At 70.1% G+C, this 17262-nt stretch carries 16 protein-coding genes and 3 pseudogenes; 10 read left to right on the plus strand and 9 right to left on the minus strand.

What is annotated here, in order from left to right:
* Nucleotides 1–130: 130 nt before the first annotated feature.
* From IEZ15_RS30395 to IEZ15_RS47675, 4 genes and pseudogenes are all read left to right on the plus strand, one after another.
* Entirely contained in the window at nt 131–1147 is a 1017-nt protein-coding gene (locus IEZ15_RS30395) for a helix-turn-helix domain-containing protein (protein ID WP_114248288.1), read from the plus strand.
* The gene (locus IEZ15_RS30400; protein WP_189280238.1) at nt 1144–1608 is read left to right on the plus strand and encodes a hypothetical protein; all 465 of its coding nucleotides are present in this window, start codon (nt 1144–1146) and stop codon (nt 1606–1608) included. The genes IEZ15_RS30395 and IEZ15_RS30400 overlap by 4 nt, the downstream gene beginning before the upstream one ends.
* Nucleotides 1609–1833: 225 nt before the next feature.
* Nucleotides 1834–1992, plus strand: coding sequence for a hypothetical protein (locus IEZ15_RS30405; RefSeq protein ID WP_189280239.1), 159 nt, complete (start codon nt 1834–1836; stop codon nt 1990–1992).
* Nucleotides 1982–2110 (plus strand): annotated as a pseudogene (locus IEZ15_RS47675) (winged helix-turn-helix domain-containing protein); the annotation flags it as partial. The gene IEZ15_RS30405 and the pseudogene IEZ15_RS47675, both read left to right, overlap by 11 nt.
* Nucleotides 2111–2120: 10 nt before the next feature.
* Here IEZ15_RS47675 and IEZ15_RS30415 read toward each other — a convergent pair.
* Both IEZ15_RS30415 and IEZ15_RS30420 read right to left on the minus strand, forming a co-directional pair.
* On the minus strand, nt 2121–2615 hold the full coding sequence (locus IEZ15_RS30415; protein ID WP_189280240.1) for a P-loop nucleotide/nucleoside kinase family protein: 495 nt from the start codon (nt 2613–2615) through the stop codon (nt 2121–2123).
* 64 nt (nt 2616–2679) lie between these two features.
* On the minus strand, nt 2680–2982 hold the full coding sequence (locus IEZ15_RS30420; protein WP_189280241.1) for a hypothetical protein: 303 nt from the start codon (nt 2980–2982) through the stop codon (nt 2680–2682).
* Nucleotides 2983–3205: 223 nt separating this feature from the next.
* Between IEZ15_RS30420 and IEZ15_RS30425 the strand changes: the two genes are divergently transcribed.
* The gene (locus IEZ15_RS30425) at nt 3206–3535 is read left to right on the plus strand and encodes a hypothetical protein (protein WP_189280242.1); all 330 of its coding nucleotides are present in this window, start codon (nt 3206–3208) and stop codon (nt 3533–3535) included.
* Between the two features lie 6 nt (nt 3536–3541).
* Nucleotides 3542–4464: pseudogene (locus IEZ15_RS30430) on the plus strand (IS5 family transposase).
* Between the two features lie 49 nt (nt 4465–4513).
* Here the strand turns inward: IEZ15_RS30430 and IEZ15_RS30435 are convergent.
* The 6 genes and pseudogenes from IEZ15_RS30435 to IEZ15_RS30460 all read right to left on the minus strand — a co-directional run bounded on the left by IEZ15_RS30435 (nt 4514) and on the right by IEZ15_RS30460 (nt 10617).
* Nucleotides 4514–5278: a GNAT family N-acetyltransferase gene (locus IEZ15_RS30435; protein ID WP_189280275.1), complete on the minus strand. Its 765-nt coding sequence runs from the start codon at nt 5276–5278 to the stop codon at nt 4514–4516.
* Between the two features lie 139 nt (nt 5279–5417).
* A complete protein-coding gene (locus IEZ15_RS30440; protein WP_189280243.1) occupies nt 5418–7298 on the minus strand; it encodes a protein kinase domain-containing protein in 1881 nt (626 codons plus the stop codon).
* A 722-nt stretch (nt 7299–8020) separates the two neighbouring features.
* Nucleotides 8021–8303, minus strand: a pseudogene (locus tag IEZ15_RS47680) (ISAzo13 family transposase); the annotation flags it as partial.
* Between the two features lie 186 nt (nt 8304–8489).
* A complete protein-coding gene (locus tag IEZ15_RS30450; RefSeq protein WP_189280244.1) occupies nt 8490–9011 on the minus strand; it encodes a hypothetical protein in 522 nt (173 codons plus the stop codon).
* A gap of 125 nt (nt 9012–9136) precedes the next feature.
* Nucleotides 9137–10006, minus strand: coding sequence for an ABC transporter permease (locus IEZ15_RS30455; protein WP_229846192.1), 870 nt, complete (start codon nt 10004–10006; stop codon nt 9137–9139).
* Nucleotides 10003–10617: an ABC transporter ATP-binding protein gene (locus tag IEZ15_RS30460; RefSeq protein ID WP_189280245.1), complete on the minus strand. Its 615-nt coding sequence runs from the start codon at nt 10615–10617 to the stop codon at nt 10003–10005. Before IEZ15_RS30460 ends, IEZ15_RS30455 begins: the two co-directional genes overlap by 4 nt.
* A gap of 30 nt (nt 10618–10647) precedes the next feature.
* Here IEZ15_RS30460 and IEZ15_RS30465 point away from each other — a divergent pair, with 30 nt between their 5' ends.
* Nucleotides 10648–11049, plus strand: coding sequence for a hypothetical protein (locus IEZ15_RS30465; RefSeq protein WP_189280246.1), 402 nt, complete (start codon nt 10648–10650; stop codon nt 11047–11049).
* Between the two features lie 25 nt (nt 11050–11074).
* Nucleotides 11075–12295 carry a wax ester/triacylglycerol synthase domain-containing protein gene (locus tag IEZ15_RS30470; protein ID WP_189280247.1) on the plus strand — a complete coding sequence of 407 codons (1221 nt, stop codon included), beginning with the start codon at nt 11075–11077 and terminating at the stop codon, nt 12293–12295.
* 62 nt (nt 12296–12357) lie between these two features.
* Here IEZ15_RS30470 and IEZ15_RS30475 read toward each other — a convergent pair whose 3' ends face one another.
* Nucleotides 12358–13674 carry a wax ester/triacylglycerol synthase domain-containing protein gene (locus tag IEZ15_RS30475; RefSeq protein WP_189280248.1) on the minus strand — a complete coding sequence of 439 codons (1317 nt, stop codon included), beginning with the start codon at nt 13672–13674 and terminating at the stop codon, nt 12358–12360.
* A gap of 774 nt (nt 13675–14448) precedes the next feature.
* Between IEZ15_RS30475 and IEZ15_RS30480 the strand changes: the two genes are divergently transcribed.
* Both IEZ15_RS30480 and IEZ15_RS30485 read left to right on the plus strand, forming a co-directional pair.
* Complete coding sequence (locus tag IEZ15_RS30480) at nt 14449–15630, plus strand: SDR family oxidoreductase (RefSeq protein WP_189280249.1); 1182 nt, start codon at nt 14449–14451, stop codon at nt 15628–15630.
* A gap of 33 nt (nt 15631–15663) precedes the next feature.
* The gene (locus IEZ15_RS30485; RefSeq protein WP_189280250.1) at nt 15664–17247 is read left to right on the plus strand and encodes a PfaD family polyunsaturated fatty acid/polyketide biosynthesis protein; all 1584 of its coding nucleotides are present in this window, start codon (nt 15664–15666) and stop codon (nt 17245–17247) included.
* Nucleotides 17248–17262 lie beyond the last annotated feature (15 nt).

Below are 17262 nucleotides of genomic sequence, written 5' to 3' on the forward strand. Positions count from 1 at the left end.
TCGAAGTCGGATGGTCGTCGTGCGTGATAGTGCGGACATCGTCCCGGTGTGCGGGTGTGGTTAGATCACGCTGTTTCTGGTGGGTGGTACATCGGTTGGGGTGGGTGGGGGCGTCGTGAGAGGCGGACACATGCTGGAGGCCGCGGGGATCGGGGCTGGGGAGGAACGGGTGTACCGCTTCCTCGTCGGGGTGCGTGAGGCTGATGCCGCGCTGATCGCGGAGCAGCTGGGGCTCGAAGTGGCTCAGGCACACAGGCTGTTGGCCTCGCTCCACGACAAGGGGCTGGTGGGGCGGGTGGCCGTTTCCCCGGCGGGGGGCGCGGTGCGCTATGTGCCGGTGGCGCCCGATGCGGCGCTGCGTCCGCTGCTGCTGCGTGGGCATGAGGCGCTGGAGTCGGCGCGGCGGGGGGTGGAGCAGCTCACCGAGGAGTACCGGGCCGGGGGGCGGCGGCATGACGCGGGGCAGCTTGTCGAGGTGATCACGGGGGCGAGTGTGATCCGGCAGCGGCTGCGTCATATGGCATACGGGGCCAGTGAGATGCGGTGGCTCTGCAAGGCCGGCCACGTGGCCATGCCTGCGGCGGAGAACGACGAGGAATGGGAGCTGCTCGCCCGTGGGGTGCGGTACAAGGCTGTCTACGAGCGCGCACTGTTGGAGGAGCCCGGCATGGTCGACAACGTTGCCCGGAGCATCCGCGCGGGTGAGCAGGCGCGGGCTACCGGGACGCTGCCGGTGCGGATGGTGATCGCGGACGCTTCGATCGCCATCTGCCCGCTGATGCACGGCGGTTCGGGTGGTTCGCTGGGTGAGCCGACGGCCGCGGTGGTCCGCGGCAGCAGCCTGCTCGACGCGCTGATCGCGCTGTTCGAGAACCAGTGGGCGGCGGCGTCGCCGCTGCACGTCACGGACTCCGGCGAGCTGGCCGACTTCGGCGGCAGTCCGCGGCCCGGTGCGAACGTCGCCGACGACGAGCGGTATCTGCTGTCCCTGGTCGTCGCCGGGGTCGCGGACAAGGCGATCGCCTCGCAGCTACGGGTCAGCCAGCGCACGGTGCAGCGCCGGATCCAGGTGCTGATGCAGCGCGCCGGCGCCGCGACGCGGACGCAGTTGGTGTGGCAGGCGGCGCGGCGCGGGTGGCTGTCGTGATCGTCGTAGCCTCGCTCCATCAGGCCGGTGATGTCGAACAGCCGGCGGTCGAGTGCGCCGGTGGCCAGATACGGCAGTGCCTCGCCGAGGAGTACGTAGAGGTCGCCGACGATCTCCACCTGCTCGTAGCTGCCCCCCGCGCCTTCCCCGCCCGGCTCGACGGAGACGGCCTGGCGGCCGTCGGGGAAGCGCTCCAGGTTCACCCGGTCTCCGGTCATGAGGGTGACGGTGGAGGTCCGGGAGGCGGGGCCGCCGGGCGGGCGGTGGCGGCGGTCGCGTGGGAGGAGGGGGCCAGGACAGGGGCCAGGGCGGCGATGAGGGCACCTGTCGCTATGAGCGCGGCGGGGCGGAGCCGTGGGTGCATCGGAGGCCTCTTCGAGAAGGTGCGGGCGTGGAGCGCGCGGTTCGGATCAAGACTCCGGCTTCCGAGGCCCGTGTGTCACCTGTTGCGGGTGCCGTGATTGCGACATGTCGTCTCTACGACAAGGGGAGCTGGGTTGGCCCTTTGGGGAATCGCGGCCAAAACTGTGCGCGCGTAACGGCTGATTGGGACCCGGATGGGGCTTGAGTTCTAGCGGTCGGATCAGTGGAGTGGCTGAACTGCCTCAGAATATGGATCGTTTGGGGGTCCCGTCGTGGCCGACGCACGGGGATTCACAGTTCCGGGTGGTGCAGGTGCGGGCGTCGTGCCTGCCGGTGGCAGGCAGTCGCTGCCGTGGCCGCTGTACGCCGTTCTGTTCCTTGTCCGGGCACTGTTCTGGGTCACGGCCGTCGGCGGCATCGGGGTACTGACGCTCGCGTCGTCGGTCGATGCTGTCGACGGCCGGCTGCTCGGGCCGGGTTGACCAGCGGTGGACGCCGGCGCGGGTGAAGACATTGATCGGACGGTTGTTCCACGTCAGCTACACGGTGGAGGGGACGTGGCGGCTGCTGAAGCGGCGTGACCGGCAGCCATCTCAGCCCGGGATCTTTGTCAGGCTGAGGTTGGAAGTACTGGGGGCTCTTCGCCCTCATCCGCAGGGGCTTCGGAGTGCTCGGCGATCCAGGCCAGCGTCTCTGGCGAAATCACGCCATGTTCCTGTTCGTTGTTCCGCTTGGCCAGTCTCCGCAACAACTCATCGTGATCAGCCTGGAAGTGGACGAGCCGCCACCTGGCGCCATACTCCGTGACCAGCTGCTTGTAATCGTCCCTGACCGCGCGGGTGCCCAGGCCGTGATCCAGCACTACCGAACGGCCTTCCCGTAGGAGTGCGACGAGCTGTCGCCGAACGTCCTCGATCACGGGAGCCTGCAGCGCGAGATGTTCGTGCTCGGCGTGGTCCTTGCCGATCCGTCCATGCCGGGCTGTCATTTGGTCATCCACTGACAGACGGACGACACCGCCTCGAGCCAACGCCTTCGCGAAGGTGGTCTTGCCCGAGCCGGGCATGCCGGTAAGTAGCCATACGACGGGCTGAAGATCACTCACCCGCCTGACCCTAGCGGTCCCGGCGCCCTGCAACGAACCGGATTCCGATCGCCCGGGCGCACGATCACACCATCGTGCAAGGCATGCGGAGCACGATGAGCTGCATGCCCGACAACACCCGATCAAGTTCAGTAGCGGCCGGGCCCGCTGGATGTTCGTCTTCCAATGCCCTGCGGAACTCGCTGAGTTCGCTGCGCCGGAGGAAGGACGGCACCCCGAAGATGCCGAGCAGGATGCCGGCCACCGCCGCTATCGCCGAGACCAGGGCAGCGATCTCACCCAGCCGCCTTGCGGGAGCGTCCCCTTGCCCCGGATCCTCCGCCACCTGATCCCCCCTCACCGCCACCACGGTTGACTCAGTTGTCATTGAACGGGATTGTGGCCCGAGTCGGAAGACGGCCAGGGGCAAGCCAGTCGCATCCCCGCCAGGCTCACACTGCGGCAAAGACCGATCGACGTGCTTGGCGGACCGGGGTACGAACCCGCCCCACCGATCTTCACGGGAGGCGTGGTTCGGCGCCGCGCAACGCAGTCGCGGCTGACGTGCTGACGCTCGCGGTCCGGGATCTGGAGCCGGGGGCGCTGTGCTGATGACGACGTACCGCTCCAACGGCCACGTGGTCGCGACCGGTGAGCTTTTCCTCGAAGTCCGCACCGAGGCAGCCGAGCAGGATGAACTCCTGGAGGAGCTCTGGGACGCGCTGGCTTCGGAGCTCCGCGTGGCGGTGGCGGTCTTCGAGCCGCGACGGCCGGCTGACGCCGCCATGCGCCACGAGGCGTCTGCCTGGGGGCGATCACTCGTCGCAAGAAGCGAGTTGGGCTTCAAGGTCTGCGACGCGGCGTCTTGGAGGCGGAGGTTGGAGCGAGCGGCCTTGAGCCATTCGTCCAGGCCGTGTCTCTTCGGTTGTCTGATCAGTTGATCGGATGTGTCTGCCCGATTAGTGATCACTGATGTGATGTGGGCTCGGATCGAGCCGTTGATGCCGGCTCACCCGGTCCGTGGGCGGCGGTTGGCCGACCATCGCCGCACGCTGGAGGCCATCGTGTGGAAGTACCGCACCTGTTCGCCCTGGCGGGATCTTCCCAACGAACTCGGCCCTTTCCAGACCGCTCACAAGCGGCTGCTTCGGTGGGCCGTGGACGGAACCTGGACGAGGATCCTTGCAGCGGTGCTGGCAGCAGCCGACGCCTGACGATCTGGACTGGACGATGTCGGTGCACTCCACCGTCGTGCGGGCCCACCAGCACGCCGCCAGGGCACGCAAAAAAGGGCCGCAGGCAGCGACGAGCCGGACCATCACGCGCTCGGACGCTCCTGCGGCGGGCTGAGCACCAAGGTCCACCTGGCCGCTGACGGCGGCGCACGCCCGCTTGCCTCGGTCGCCCGCGCGGCGGCCCGACGACCAAGCTGCACTTGGCCGTCGAGTAGGGGCAAAGGCCCATGTCCATCGTGATCGCCGCCGGACAGCACGGCGCCTCCCCTCAGTTCGAGCCCGTTCTGAAGAAGGTCCATGTCGCCCGCCTGGGTTCGGGGCGTCCGCGGACCCGGCCCGACCTGGTCCGCGCCGACAAAGCGTATGCGTCCCGAAAGAACCGCACCTACCTGCGCCGACGCGGTATCCGCTGCACCATCCCGGACAAGGCCGACCAGGCCCGCAACCGCAGGAATCTCGGCTCGCGTGGTGGCCGGCCGCCCAAGTTCGGCGCCGAGGACTACAAGGCTCGGCACGCGGTCGAGTGTGGCATTGATCGCCTCGAAAGGCACCGCGCTGTGGCCACGAGATACGACAAGCTCGCGGTCCGCTACGAGTTCACTGTCCTCGTAGCGGCCATCAACGAGTGGCTGTGACCAGCACCGTCAGGAAAGGCGGGCGGAGGGCCGGTGGAGTTTAGGTGGTTCAGGGGTTGATGGTGTGTTCGGTGAACTGGCCACAGGAGCGGAACCCCAGGCGGCGGTAGACGGGCTCGCCGTCGGTTGACGCCTGCAAGACCGCGATGCGGTGATCTCGGTCGCGGGCCGTGCGGAGTGCCGCGAGCGTGATAGCACCGCCGTAGCCACGTCGGCGGTGGGCGGCCAGGGTGGAGATGTTGTAGATGCCGGCGACCCCCGCGTGATGAAACACTTCAGCCGAACAGACCGGACGGCTCTCCACGTAGCCGACCAGGTACCGGGCCGGGCAGTGCGCGGCCAGTGCCTGCGGGGCGGCCTGGGCGAAGAAGCGGCGGACGGTGTCAGCAGGCGGGTCCCAGTTCGCGGCGAGAACCGTGGCGTAGTCGGCAAGCTGTTCGGGCGTGGCCACCGTCTGGATGTCCAGTCCTTGGGCGGCGGGCAGTGGCAGGGTGTCGTCCAGCTCGGCCCACATGGCCGTCTCGCGTTCGGACGCCGACAGACCGGCCGCCGTCAGGCGGGCGGTGAGGTCCAGTGGTGTCGAGGCAGGCCCCACCCACCAGGAGAAACGGCGGCCAGTGCGAGCCAGCGTCCGAGCGGTCTCGGTGATACGTGCCGGGGCGGTGGCAGCGGTGAAGCGGGCCGCGGCAACAATGTTGAAAGTGTCGTCGTCCAGGCCACTGTCGGCGACCAGGAGGTCATCAGCCTCTGTGACGGCCGCACCAGTCATGCTCCGATGCAGGTGACAAGCATGTCCCGCCAGGTTCCGTTCCATCCTGTCCATCAAGTCGGCTTCATTGAGGAAATGATCATTCATAGCGATTGATCCCAGCATGACCGGGCGTAGATCGCACGCGAGTTCGGGTCGTCCGCCGACGGTGTCGCGCCGGCGACCAGCACATTCGATACACGGCCTAGTAGGGCACCGTGTCACACAAGGTCTCCGCCCAGGCGGAGGCGCCGTACTTATTGGCTGCGCGCACCGTGACGCAGATCTCGTCACCTGAGTACGGGCCCTTGATCGTGTAGCTGGTGCTGCCGGTTGAGTAGGTGGTGTCGACGTTCTTCTTGGTGAAGTTGCTGCCCGTGTTGGTGTAGTGGATGTCGTACCTGGTCGCTCCGGAGATCGCCGGCCAGCTCACCTTGATTGGCATGTCGCACGCGCCAACACAGGAGTTGGTGTACACGGCCTTGTAGCTCTTCATGGCGGGCGGCCGCGAGCCGGAGGACGAGCCGCCGGAGCCGGACGGATCTCCGCCGTCCGAGCCCGAAGAGTCAGGCGACCCCGTAGAGCCGGACGACCCCGTAGAGCCGGTGCCGCCGCTGGTTCCGGTGCCGCCGCTGTCGGAGCTGCCGTTGCCCTCGGATGAACTGCCGTCGCTCTCCCGGGCGTTCGTCCCGCCCGGCCCCTTCTCGCTGGCCCGCCCCTTCTCGCTGGCCCGCCCCTTCTCGCTGGCTCGCCCCTTCTCGCCGTTCTCCCCCTTTCCGTCGCCCCCGTCCTTCCCGTTTCCTCCCCGGGAAGGTGAACTGATGGGATCGCTCGGCGAGTTACTGCCACCAGGAGTGGCACTCGCGCTGCTGCCCGGTGACTGGGCGTGTGTTCCGTCCCCGCCGCCGCCCCCAAAGGGCTGGAGCAGGACGACCGTGCCGCCGCCGACAGTGATGACGGCAACGATGGGCAGAGCGATGAGCCTGTGACGCCGACGGGGCCGCCCTTCGTGCTCCCGCCGTCGCGTCGTGGTGTCGTTGTCCGCCACGACGACTTCGGGAAGCCCGTTCTTCGGCCGCAGCCCGACAGTCGCCAGGTCCACGGGCTCCTCCCGCAGTGGCGCCGCCTCGGCATCGAGCAGCCGTGCGGACTGCTGCGCGAGGTGCGCGACGACGCCGGCGGGCAGCCAGGCACCGCGCACGGTACGGGGAAGCGGCCGCTCGGGGTCCTCCAACAGTTCGTCGACGTCCGGCCGTTGGTCGATTCCCTTCGTCAGGCACCGGGCGATGAGCGCCCGCAGCGCGGCGTCCTCAACACGCGTCAGATCGGGCTCGCCCTCCACGATCTGGAACATCACCGCGTGCTGATTGCTTGCCCCCTGCCCGAACGGCAGCTGCCCCGTCGCCGCATACGTCAGCACGCACCCGAGGGTGAACACGTCGCTCTTGACCCCCGCGCGCTGCCCGCGCACCTGCTCCGGCGACATGAACCCGGGTGAGCCGATGACCATCCCCGTACTGGTCAACAAGGAATCGACGGACGTCTCGAGCGCCCGCGCGATCCCGAAGTCGATGACCTTCGTACCGTCCACAGTGAGCATCACGTTGGACGGCTTCAGGTCGCGGTGCACGATCCCGGCGCCGTGAATGTCCTTGAGTGCCTTCAGCAACCCGTCGGCGAGGGAGTGCAGGGCCGCGGCCGGCAACGGCCCGTACAGCCGGACGACTTGCTCAAGCGAGAGCCCGGGAACGTACCCCGTGGCGACCCACGGCTGTTCGTCGCCCGGACCCGCGTCGAGCACCGGCGCCGTGTACCGCTCACCGACCCTCCGCGCCGCCTCGATCTCCCGCCGGAACCGCGCCCTGAACTGCTCGTCCGACACATGCTCTTCGTGCACCACCTTCACGGCTACGGTCCGCCCGCTGTCCGACCGCGCGAGGAACACCCGCCCCATGCCACCGGCACCAAGCCGCCCGAGCAGCAGATACGGCCCGATGCGCGCAGGATCGCTCACCGCGAGCGGCTTGATACCCCCGTCGACGCTGTCGTCCCGCTCGTCGCGTCCGTCCCCGTTCGTACCGCTCATGATGGTGTGACTCCCCCGCTCTTCCCGCCTGGTCAACGGCGTAACTCGGTGAGAATAGACGTTGTTGATGTACCTGGTGAAGTCGAGGAAGTCGTCGCACGAACCGGTCGCCCTGTAAGAGCAACGGCATTGTCATACAAAGCCTGGGGGCGGTGCCCGCCAAGGCACCGCCCAGACGCCGGCCGCCGATCTGTATCCCCCTGCCCAGCGCCCGAGGATCCAGGCCAGGCTCTCTGGGGTATGGGCGATGTCGGCGACCAAACTTGTCCCATACCGCCCTCGCCGAGTTGTCGCACCAAGCGGTAGCGGCCCCCGAGGCGCTGATCTGGCACTGCCACGCCTGCTGTTTGGAACACCTGTCCCTCCCGTTGGCAAACAGGCGCGACAGGAATGACGACGCAACTACGAAGGTGACACACCCGTTAACCGGTAACGCGCCAGGCACAGGGGTATTCGTCAGAGCGGTCACCCTGTGGTGGTGGCGACTGAGGTCGGAAGGCGTCTCGCCGTACCTCGGCAACTCGAAGCTTTCCTTGTCCGACGAGCGCGTGCGGTACGCCGGGCCCAACCACGGCGACGTACAGCGCGCCCGCTGGACTCCTTCCGGCCTGTTCGAGCGCCTGCACTACGTCGTCGGGGTCGGTGCCGCGTGGGATGGCGTCGGCGAGCAGCCGCAGCGCGGCGGCCGCGGCCGGGGCGAGGTCGGCTAGCGTCCCGCCGGTGCCGGCTGGAGCCGGCTCGACCAGTGCCGACAGTTCGGGTCGCAGCCCCGTATCCACCTCGACGGCTTTCTTGCGCCCGCCGCCTCCGGGGCGGGGGCGGACCCGACCCAGCGGGTCCGCCCCCGCTTCCCACTCGTCGACGGCCTTGCGGACGGTGGTCTCGCCGGCCTCGGCCGCCTGCGCGACGGCCCGGCTCCTGCCGTGTCCCGGGATCCGGGCCCCGGCCCCCGTCAACAGACGGCGCCGGCTCGTCCAGGTACGGAAACAACACCGCGAGTCCCACAGGCGCGGTCTCGGCCGGAACTTCCGTGCCGTCGGCCAGGGCTGCTACCACGGCCTCGACACCCTTGCGCGCAGCTACGGAGTCGATGTGACCGACCAGGGCCGTCGGCTCGGACGACGGACAGAAACGCCAGGCGACAGAGAGAAACATCAGACGGCGGACGGGGGCGTCATCCGACGGGTCTCGCTACCAGCCGGCCTTTACCCCGTTGTAGGCCTTACGGCAGTCGGCGTTGGTGGCCTCCACGGCAAGCTTCTGCATGGCGTTCTGCCAGACCTTCTTGGCCACCTTCTCCAACTCCCGCGTCTCGGCGGGGATGTTCGGGGCGTACTTCTTGATCGTCCCGATGGCGGAGGCGGTGAACTTGTTGCACGCGGGTCCGGCGGCGTTCCGGTAGCGGGTGTCCAGGTCCGTGGCCACCGCTTGGCCTTTCTTGGTGGCCCAGTTGTTCCAGGCCGCGCACGCCTTCTCGGTGAAGGCCTGCTGGTCGGCCTCGCTCAGGTTCCCGACCTCGTTCAGCATGGCGTTCTGGACCTTGTCGGGGACCGTGAAGTCCACGACGGGGAACTTGTCGAGGGTTGTGAGCAGCGCCTCCTGACACGCGGGCGGCAGCGGAGCCGCCTGCGCGGAGGCGGGGAAGGCCAGGGCGGAGGCGGACAGGAGAGCCGCGGTGAGGACTGCGCTCCGGGCGGTACGCGAAAGGGTCATGGGGGTGGTACTCCTTATGTCAAGAATGTAGTGATCAGGCGGCGAATCAACGCCCGGTTGCAGAACGATCGCCGGCTCCCGCAGGTCACGGCGGCTGTCAGGCCAGACGGCCGGTGGCCCGCCGGTCAGGTGGGTCGTACGCGCTGTGCGGCTGCGCCGGGCTCCGGCGTGTGCGCAGGCGCACCCGCGTCCGCACCGGGCCCGGAGTGGTCCGGTGTGCGTCGCTTCCGTTCCGGTGGAAGTGCGTCGCGGGTACGCCGGCGGAAGACCATGAACCCGGCCAGCGCCGCCCCCAGGAGCCAGAGCAACTGGATCGCGAGGCCCTCGGCCACCGGCGCGGTGGAGAAGGCCGCGGACATGCTGGCCTGCACCGCTCCGTACGACGGCAGGAAACGCACGACGGCGCTGTCCGACCCGGAGCTCGACAGGGGGTTCTGCAGGGCGACGTCGATGATGCTGATCATCAGGATGGCGAACATGCCCTCCACCTCACGGCGGACCACCGAGCCGAAAACCACTCCGAGCGCGCCGTAGGTCAGGGCGGCGCAGAACAGCGCGGCAGCGAGCATGAAGGGCTGCCGGGGGGACCAGGCGAAGCCGGCGGCGGCCGTGGCGTATGCCGCGACGGCGGCGCAGACCAGGGTGAGCGCAGAGAGCTTGGCAAGGACCAGGTGGTGACGCGGGTACCCCGCCATGGCCAGGCGCCGGTCGAAGGCACCGCCCGTGAAGGTGGCGGCGAACATCATGAACCCGGCGATCAGGGTGACCGCGTTCAGCGCGCCGGTGATCTGGGTGAGGTGATTGCCGGGCGGAGTCAGGACCTCGCCCGTGGCCCGCAGCCGGAACGGCGCCGGCCGGTCGGGAATGGTCACGTAGGCCAGGGCGATCCACACGGGGATGTACAGCACCACCAGCAGCATCGCGAACCGGTTGCGGGCGTGACCGATCAGCGCGTACCGGGAGGCCGTGGTGAACAGGGACCAGTGCCGCCTCATGCCGCCGCCTTCGAGCGCCGGTCCTGGTGGTGGAGGCGCCCGTCCTCCAGGCGCCACAGCTGGTCCAGCCGCTCGATGTCGTACGCCAGGTGCGAGACGACCAGCACCGAGCGTCCGGCGTCGCGCAGCCTTGTCGCCAGCTCCCAGAACCGCAGGTACGTCTCCCAGTCGAAGCCCTGGTAGGGCTCGTCGAGCAGCAGCACGTCCGGGTCGTGCATGAGCGCGAGGGTCAGGTTCAGCTTCTGCCGTGAGCCCCCGCTGAGCAGACCCGCGCGCTGGTCGAGGTACTCGGTGAAGGCCAGGGTCTCCATCACTTCCTCGGCTCGCCGCAGGTCCGCCAGCCCGAAGGCGTGCCGGAAGAAGTCCAGGTGCTGGCGGACGGTGAAGGAGTCGTCCAGGACCACGGACTGCGGGCAGTAGCCGAACCTGCCGCTGTGGTGCACCGAGCCCCGGTCCGGCCTGAGTTCACCGGCGAGGATCCTCAGCAGCGTCGTCTTGCCGGCGCCGTTCTCCCCGACGATCCCGGCGAGGACCCCTGGCCGCAGCCGGAGGTCGACACCCCGTAGAACGGCGTGCTGCCGGTAGGAGTGGTGCACATCTGTGACGTCCATCGCGCTGCTCCGTCGTGCCAGGTCTTCCGGATGTCCACGGAAGCGGTACGCGTCTCCCGATCGGACGGCCGCACGGAGCTGTATCTGCGCACGGTCCCGCCCCGCGTCCCGGGGCTCTACTTCATGGGGCTCGCGCAGCCCTCCGGTGCGGCGTTCCCGCTGCTCGAACCGCAGGCGGAATGGATCGCCGAGCTGATCGGGGGCGCGGTCGCGCTGCCGTCGCCGACGGACATGACGCGGGCGATCGCGCGTGAGTGGCGCCGCCATCGCAAGACGTACGTACCCACCTACCACCACGGGATCGAAATTGACTTCCGCTCCTACCGAAGAGCCCTCCGCCGGGAACGCCGAGCAGGCAGGCGTCGCGCACGCGGCGTCGTCCCGGCCCTTCCCGCCGTGGCCGGCCCCGCCCCGGCGGCCGACGCCTTGTGATCCGCTCAGCCAGGTGTTCCACCGGATGTCCGGCACGCACCAGTTGGCGGTGGGGTGGGCGGTGCGCTTCCGTGGGGAGCCGCCCTCACCGGACGCCCTGCATCGGCACGTACGGGCCAGGCTCGCGGACCTTCCGACGCTGACCCACCGTGTCGAGGAGGGGCTGGGGCCTCGTCCCTGCTTCGTGCCCGTCCCGGACCTCGACCTGCGTCAACATGTACACGATCTGCTCATGACGGATCCCCGGGAGCAATGGCAGAACTGTCTCCAGGAAGTGCTGATGCAGCCGCTGCCGGCCGCACCCCGCCCGCCCTGGGACCTCTGGCTGATTCACGGGTACACCGATGCCACCGGCCTGCCCGAGTACGTGCTGGTGTTCCGCATCAACCACGCTCTGGAAGACGGCGCGGGGCATCACCACCTACTGCGGACGCTGTTCACCCCGCGCGTCGCACCGCAAAGGTCGCCCGGCGTCCAGGACACGCCTCCGCCCGCCGACAGCGGGGGGCGGGGCTCCTCCCGTGCCGTGCTGGGCATCACGAGCGACGTCGCTCGGAGCCTGCGGGGCAGCGGCACCTGGTCCGTGTTGCGTCGGCCGCCGACGGGAGAGCTCGCCACGGCCGTCGGGACGGTGCAGACCCGGCGGTTGCTCGCTGTCTCCCGGGCCCTCGGTACCGACGTCAGCGCGGTCTTCCTGACCGCGCTGACCGGGGCGATGAGGGCTGTCGCCCTGGCCGAGGAAGAACGTCCGGCTCCTCTCACCCTCCTCTGGCCCCTGTCCGTCCGGACCGGCGGCGAACGGGGCGCGGTGGGCAACTTCCTCAGCATGGTGCGTCTCCGGCTGCCCTGCGAGGAGCCCCTTCCTCTGCGCCGTCTCGCCTCTCTCTCACGTCAATTGGAGCCTGGGCGCGTCGAGCGGAGGATGCACACCTCCCGCGCTCTCATGCGGCGCGCGCCGCGTCCGGTGAGCCTCGGCACGCTGCGGCTGCTCATGCGTCCGCGCCACGCCTCCCTCACCGGCACCTACTTCCCCGCGGCCGTGCCACAGCCGGTCCTCGGTGAGGCACGGTTGGACGGCGCGCTCGGGCTGGGCGCTCCCCTGCCCGGTCAGCTCTGTCATCTGACGCTGCTCAGGTACCGGGCCGAGTGCGCGCTCTCCGTCGTCCACGACACGGCCTTCGCCCGCGGCGCGGACCTCCCGGGGCTGTGGCTGACGGCCCTGGCAGAACTCGAAGCGGTGGTCTGAGACAGACGGCTTGGCCCGGGGCCACATCCGAGCGATCGGTACGGCCCCCGGCGCCTCCGCGTTCACACCGGCGCGGAGGTTCCCTCCAGTTCACCCACGGCCTGCTCCCAAAGCTCCGGAAGCAGTTCCCCGAGCGGAAGAGCGCGGTCAGCCACGAAGGACGACTCGGTCCAGTTGCCGAAGAACGACAGGCCCACTCCGAAGAGGTGCCCGGGCACGAGCAGGGGGAGCAGGGCGACGCCCGTCACCCGGCTGTCCCCCAGACTTCCCTTGTCGGCGACCGGCATGGACGTGGCCATGACGTCGGTGACGCGCGGGGAGAGCATCCTTCGCAGGTACCACTCGGTCGGGCGGTCCGGCATGTAGTGGACCAGGTCCTGAATGGCCTGCCGCCACACCTCGCCCCGCAGTTTCCGGGTCGTGGCCATGACGTGCTCCAGTCGCCGAAGGGGCGAGTCTCCGTTCCGGGATCCGGTCCCTCTTTCCTGGGCGGTCCGCACGGGCAGCTCCAGCGGCAGGGCGAAGCAGCGGTTGCCCCAGGTCTGTTCCTCGTCAGGGCGGCGTGCGTCAACGGGCAGCAGCGCCGTCACCCGAGGAAGCGGTACGCCGGACCGGGCCGACCAGGCCGACAACGCCCCGGCGAGCGCGGCCAGATGGACGTCGTGTGCCGATCCGCCATGTGCCGCAGCGATCCGGCGGAGGGCGTCCGCCGGTACGCGGCCCCGCCACAGCCGACGCTCTCCCGTGGGGACGAAGGGGACGGCCGGACGGTGGCCGCGAACGGCGAGGGAGCCGGCCAGGAACTTCGTGGTCAGCCCGACTGCCGTACCCACCCGTCGGGGCAGACAGGTCAGGCGGCCCTTCCTCGGCACCGGGCGGGCCGAGGGCTCCCCCTCGCCCAGCATGGTCCGGAAAGTCATCGCGGCGGCCGAGCCGTCCTGGCAGGCGTGGTGGAAGCGGTAGCACACGGCGTACTCGTCAGGCACATGGCCGTGGACCAGCCAGACCCCCCAGTAGGTGCCGGGCGCGAACGGCGTGTCGAGCGCGGTGTGCAGGGCGTCGTCCCACCCTGCGGGGCCCTCTGCGACCACCTCGTGGACGTGCCGGTCGACGGTGAAGTCCGCGTCCGGCCGCCACCGGGGGCGCCGTGAGCCGCCCTCGACCCGGCTCATGAGCAGCGGCAGCCGGCCCAGGCGTGAGCCCACGTACGCGCGAAAGTCCGTCAGGCTCGGGGGCGGACCGCTCAGGTACGCGACACCGCCGGCGTCCCAGCGGACATCGGGGTGGCGGCGCTCCATGCTGAGGAACGCGCGGTCGACCGAGTGGGCGGGGTGGCTGGGTAGGGGAACGGACCGGGCTGACGGATCGGACACGGGCATCGGGGAACTCCAGTTCGCGCCAAGGGACAGGCAGGCGGGGCGAGGCCGGGCGCTCGGCCACCCCGACCGACCGGGACGGACCACCGATCGGAAGGGCCGCCGACCGGTGCGCGTCCGCAGCGACGCCGAACGCGTCACCTCGGCCTGAATAAGTACGGTTTATATCCGGCCGCGGTGAACGGCCGTACTCGCCCGCAGCCCCCGAAGTACGGGCTCCCCGCCTGCCCCACTGGGCTCGACGCCCGTCACCGCACGCCTGCGGGGACGCGGAGCCGCCCGGGACCGCCTGCCGGCCACCGCCCGCGAGATCACCCGAAAGGGGGACGGTCCTCCGGGCGGCCCGCTCGGTCCCGAGTGCTTCCGTCGCGTCCGTACGGCCGGGCGCCCCGGCTCGCGGCGGGAGCTACGACGAGCCGTCCGGGACGCACACGGACCGTGGCGTGGGTACTTCATTCGGGTGAGCCGGTGGGATCGGGTGCTCCATCACCTTCCGCCGTCTGACACTGTGTGCCGTGCGCCAGTGGTCATCAAGCCCGGGAGAGGGCCTGAGCAGCCCCGGGCGGGGCCGGAGGAACCGGGGGGCCGGCGGACGCCCGTCGCACCGGGTCGCCCGGACGAGTTCAGGCCGCGCACGCCGCGACCGCCGGTGTCATGCCGCGCCGCGGAAGGGCCGGATACATCTCGCCTCCCCGGCCGCCGCAACAGCCCCGGCGTTCACCGCCCTCGCACGCGGTAGCGGTCCTGTCCCGTTTCGGAGCCCTTGGAGCCAAGGTCATGCACGTCGCCCTCACCGGCGCCACCGGATTCCTCGGACTGCGCCTGCTGCGCCGTCTGCTCGACACGCACCGGTCGGTGACGGTCCTGGTCCACGCGGGGTCGGGCGACGCGCTGCACCGCATCACCCGGTTCTTCGCACTGACCGGCGTGCCCGAGGCGTTCGTCGCCGAACTCCCCGACCGGCTGCGGGTGGTGGAGACCGAGTTGGAGCAACCCGGGCTGGGGCTGTCCAGGCGCGCGTTCCAGGAGTTGGCCGACGGTCTCGGCGCGATCTGGCACAGTGCGGGCAGCATCAACCTGGAGGGAGACCTTCCCGAGCTGCGCCGGACCAACGTCGAAGGAACCCGGCATGTACTGGAGTTGGCCGCCGCCGGACGCGAGAGGCCCGTGGTCCACCACGTGAGTACCGCTTTCGTCGCCGGGAGCCGGCGTGAGGGGGTGGCGTACGAGGACGAGCTGGACGACGCGTACGGCTTCGAGAACGCCTACGAACGCTCCAAGTACGAGGCGGAGGTGTTGATCCACGCGTGGTCGCGGGAGCACCGCCGCCCGGTCGTGGTGCTGCGGCCGAGCATCCTCGTCACGGACCTGCCGCCGCACCCGGAACTGCCCTCGCATCCGCTTCAGGTCATCGAGCGGATTCTGCGCGACGCGCGACGCACCGCCGGCCGCGGAATCCCGGGCCACGACGGCGAAGGACCCGACGCCCCCCACGGCGCCGACCCGGGCGGCCGTCCCCGCGTCCGGTTGGTGGGTCATCCGCACAGCCGGCTGAACCTGATGCAGGTGGAACACGCGGCCGAGGTCATGGTGCGGCTGGCCGGCCGGACGCCCTCGGGCGGAGTCGACACGTACCACGTCGTCCATGACCGCGACGTGCCCGTGCTGACGATCGCAACCCTGCTGGAACGGCTGGTCGAGTTGTCGATCGACCTGGTCGCCACGGAGCCGGAGGACCTGTCGGCGCTGGAGGCGCTGGTGGGCTTCTACCCGGGTCTGACGGCCTACCTGACCCACCGACGACGCTTCGACGACACCCGGGTCCGGGCCCTGTTCGGATCGTCGGCGGCCTCCGACCGGGTGGACCTCGACTACCTGTGGTCCGGACTGGTCCCGAGGGACCGTGTTCCCGCCGGACCGTCGTCCACCGCCGCGTTCCCGTCCGTCCGCTACGCCTGACCCGCACACCTTCTCTCCCGCTGGAGCCCCGCCGTGTCCGTCCTCTCCGCTCCCGTCGCCCCTGCCGCGTCCTCGCCGGTATTCTCCCCCGAGGAGATCGCCGCCCGTGCCCGACGGATCCGGGAACCCGTACACATCGTCAGCGGGCCGAACGGCCGTGAACTGGGGCTCGCGGCCGGTCCCGTATCCAACAACCCGGTGCTCGGGACGCTGCCGCCGCTGTACCCCGAGTGGCTCGGCGGGCGCACCTTCTGCGAGGCGCACGGCGTCCGTTTCCCCTATGTGGCGGGCGAGATGGCGAACGGCATCGCGACCACCCGGATGGTGTCCGCGATGGCCCGGGCGGAGATGCTCGGGTTCTTCGGCGCCGGCGGCCTGGCGTATGCCGATGTGGAGCGGGCCGTGCACGCGCTGGCCGGGGAGCTGCGGTCCCGTTCGAACTGGGGCGTGAACCTCATCCACTCACCGGCCGAACCCGCGCTGGAGTTCCGCGTCGCCGAGCTGCTGCTGCGCTGCGGTGTGCCCCGGATCTCGGCGTCGGCGTTCATGGAGCTCACCCCGGCCGTCGTGCTGTGCTCGGCCCGGGGACTGCGCCGCGGCGCCGACGGCGGAATCGTCCGGCGCACGCGGATGCTCGCCAAGGTCTCCCGGCCCGAGGTGGCCGAGAGGTTCCTCTCGCCCGCCCCGGCCGCGCTGCTGGACCGGCTCGTCGTCCAGGGGAAGCTGACCCCGCAGGAGGCCGGCCTGGCGGCCCTGGTGCCGGTGGCCGAGGACATCACCGTGGAGGCCGACAGCGGAGGTCACACCGACAACCGGCCGTTGTCGGCCCTGCTGCCGAGGATCGCCCTGCTGCGCGACGCGCTGTGCCGGCGATTCGACTACCGCCGACCGGTCAGGATCGGCGCGGCCGGCGGGCTGGGCACGCCGGCCGCGGTGGCCGCCGCCTTCGCACTCGGCGCGTCCTACGTGGTCGTCGGATCGGTGAACCAGACCGCCACCGAGGCGGGCCTGTCCGAAGAGGCCAAGGCGATGCTCTGCGAGGCGGATGTCGCCGATGTGGCCATGGCACCGGCGGCGGACATGTTCGAGCTGGGTGTCACGCTGCAAGTACTGTCCCGCGGGACTATGTTCGCCCAACGGGCCGGCAGGCTCCACGCGGCCTACCGGGCGCACGGTTCGTTGGAGGAGATCCCACCCACGGTTCGCGCCGCGATCGAACGGGACGTGCTGCGCGCCTCGTTCGATGAGGTCTGGCAGCACACGCGCGCGTTCTGGGAGCGGCGCGACCCCTCGGAGATCACGCGTGCAAAGGCCGATCCGAAGCACCGTATGGCTCTGGTCTTCCGCTGGTACCTGGGCAGTTCCAGTAGGTGGGCGATCACCGGCGAGGCGGCCCGGCGTACCGACTACCAGATCTGGTGCGGGCCGGCGACGGGCGCGTTCAACCGCTGGGTTGCGGGCACGTTCCTGGCCGAACCGGCGAACCGGTCCGTGGTGCAGATCGCGCTCAACCTGCTGGAAGGCGCTGCGGTGCTCACCCGCGCCCATCAACTGCGCACCTATGGAGTTCCGTTGCCGTCCGAGGCATTCGCCTACACCCCGCGCGGGCTGGCATGAGCGGCCCCGGCGCCC

The organism is Streptomyces atratus (genome assembly GCF_014648655.1).
Classification (GTDB): domain Bacteria; phylum Actinomycetota; class Actinomycetes; order Streptomycetales; family Streptomycetaceae; genus Streptomyces; species Streptomyces atratus.

Excerpts from the sequence above, each read along its gene's own strand:
- IEZ15_RS30435 (WP_189280275.1), bottom strand. The coding sequence starts at position 5,278 with ATGGAACGGAACCTGGCGGGACATGCTTGTCACCTGCATCGGAGCATG.
- IEZ15_RS30450 (WP_189280244.1), bottom strand. The coding sequence starts at position 9,011 with ATGACCCTTTCGCGTACCGCCCGGAGCGCAGTCCTCACCGCGGCTCTC.
- IEZ15_RS30470 (WP_189280247.1), top strand. The coding sequence starts at position 11,075 with ATGTCCGGCACGCACCAGTTGGCGGTGGGGTGGGCGGTGCGCTTCCGT.
- IEZ15_RS30420 (WP_189280241.1), bottom strand. The coding sequence starts at position 2,982 with ATGACAACTGAGTCAACCGTGGTGGCGGTGAGGGGGGATCAGGTGGCG.
- IEZ15_RS30480 (WP_189280249.1), top strand. The coding sequence starts at position 14,449 with ATGCACGTCGCCCTCACCGGCGCCACCGGATTCCTCGGACTGCGCCTG.
- IEZ15_RS30425 (WP_189280242.1), top strand. The coding sequence starts at position 3,206 with ATGACGACGTACCGCTCCAACGGCCACGTGGTCGCGACCGGTGAGCTT.
- IEZ15_RS30455 (WP_229846192.1), bottom strand. The coding sequence starts at position 10,006 with ATGAGGCGGCACTGGTCCCTGTTCACCACGGCCTCCCGGTACGCGCTG.
- IEZ15_RS30475 (WP_189280248.1), bottom strand. The coding sequence starts at position 13,674 with ATGCCCGTGTCCGATCCGTCAGCCCGGTCCGTTCCCCTACCCAGCCAC.
- IEZ15_RS30465 (WP_189280246.1), top strand. The coding sequence starts at position 10,648 with ATGTCCACGGAAGCGGTACGCGTCTCCCGATCGGACGGCCGCACGGAG.
- IEZ15_RS30395 (WP_114248288.1), top strand. The coding sequence starts at position 131 with ATGCTGGAGGCCGCGGGGATCGGGGCTGGGGAGGAACGGGTGTACCGC.
- IEZ15_RS30460 (WP_189280245.1), bottom strand. The coding sequence starts at position 10,617 with ATGGACGTCACAGATGTGCACCACTCCTACCGGCAGCACGCCGTTCTA.
- IEZ15_RS30440 (WP_189280243.1), bottom strand. The coding sequence starts at position 7,298 with ATGAGCGGTACGAACGGGGACGGACGCGACGAGCGGGACGACAGCGTC.